Genomic DNA, 1,772 nt, shown 5'->3' on the forward strand with positions numbered 1-1,772 from the left:
TTTATAGCAACCACCATTTTTGGTTGCTGGGGCTTTAATGGTTTTGAACTTAGCACGGCCGCGGTAATAGAGCCGGTAGAGGCGAGCGCGAGCAGCACTGTCTCGACGGCGCCTTTCGTCCCCGCCTCCGCGGCCAACTCTCGCCGAACGCCGCCGACCTCGCGCCGCAGTTCGGCGAACAATTCGATCTGCTGGGCGACCCACCGCTCGTCGTCATCTGCGTACTTCTCGCTGGCCGGCCGAACTGTCAACAGCAGCGCGTCGTCGCCTGAAATCACTGTCTCTCCATTGTGCCGGCGAAGCCTCGGCTCAGAGCCGGCGTCGCTACTCCACGTGTCTCAATCAAAGGATCCGCCAGATGGTGGCGAGCGCTGAGCTGTCGCGGCACCAGCGGATTTCGCGGACCCGCGGCAAAGTAGCAAGGCGATACGGGAAGACGATAGAATTCGATCTCCGTCTGCTTGTCATCAATGTGACATGCCAACGTGTGAACTCCTGACATCCTGCGAACGACCGATGGATCGATTGGAAGTCAGCGCCGCACTCATTCCTGTACCCGTCAGCGATACCCGCGCGGGAGGTGCGGGTCTATCGTCGCGGCTGGTGGCACTGACGGCAGATGCCGCGGTGGATCTCCTGGCTTTGCTCCTGGTCGGGAGGCCGGGCGGCCGTGACACCGCGACGCCCTGGGACGGGCCGGTCCGGTGCCGGCTGGCGATCCGACGCCCCATAAGACCACTTATGGTGCTCGATGTAGGTCGTAGGGGCGCGGTGCATTGACCAGCTTCGAGGCGTGCACGCCGATGGAAGCGTCACGCCGCTCAAGGCCGCAGCTTCCCGGTCGAGATGCGCCACGTCGATGGAGAGCTGCTCGACCAGCGCGAGACATCGCTCAGCAGCGTCATGACGACCTCCCTTGTATTGAGGTACGCCGCGACAGGTGTCCGCCGACAGCGCCGTGACTGTCAGCGCGTGAGCCCGACTGGACGCTCCGCGGCTGACCATCTTCCGTCGGAGCGACGCGACGTCCTGTTCAGCCGGGATCGGGTCATGGTTCGACATCGATGGATCAAGCGGATTGTGGCCGGCCGCGTCGGCTGAAAGTGGTGCGGGAATACGACCGGCACGGGATCGGATCAGGGCCTCAGAGCGCCGGGAGTATCCGGCTGCTTCAGGAAGCCGGGAGGATCCGGCGAGCGAAAATGTCGCGGACGTTGTTGGTGTCGCCGGGCACCAAATTTGTGGCTCGGGACACGAAGGCGACCAGGCGGCCGTTGCCGGTGATCGCAGGTTGCTCGCTGGAGCCATTCGCCGGCACGCCGCCGGTGGCCACACTGACCACAGTGGTCTCGCCTGTGGACCGGTCGCGTAGATACACTTCGTACTGGTCGGCCTCCCCCACGGAGGCGAAGACGATGTACCGGCCGTCGTTGTTGAGTTCCGCATCAGCGCCGACGGCGATCCGGCTGTTAGCGCCGGTCCACAGGTCACGGACGAACACCGACCTGATTCTCTCGCTCCCGCCCGGCACCAGGTTGGTGGCCAAGGAATCGAAGGCCAGGTAACGACCGTCCGGCGTGAGCGCGGTCCCGCTGCTGCCTTCATCGGCTTGGACACCGCCAGGTCCGACGCTGGCCCGGGCCGTGGTGCCGGCGCGGCGGTCACGGACAAAGACATCGTCGGCCGCGTTGGTGTCGCCAGCAACGAGGTTCGTGGCCGCCGAGCTGAACGCGACGTATCTGCCGGTGCGGCTGATCGCGATCTGGTTGCTG

At 64.8% G+C, this 1,772-nt stretch carries 2 protein-coding genes; both read right to left on the reverse strand.

Annotation, left to right across the window (positions count from 1 at the left end):
* Positions 1-278 (reverse strand): hypothetical protein (locus AB0M20_RS41650; protein ID WP_364306864.1); only part of this gene is annotated, 278 nt, incomplete at its 3' end.
* 893 nt (positions 279-1,171) lie between these two features.
* Positions 1,172-1,772 (reverse strand): hypothetical protein (locus tag AB0M20_RS41655; RefSeq protein ID WP_364306866.1); only part of this gene is annotated, 601 nt, incomplete at its 5' end.

Origin of the sequence: Actinoplanes sp. NPDC051633 (assembly GCF_040681735.1) — a bacterium.
In the GTDB taxonomy this organism is placed as follows: Bacteria; Actinomycetota; Actinomycetes; order Mycobacteriales; family Micromonosporaceae; genus Actinoplanes.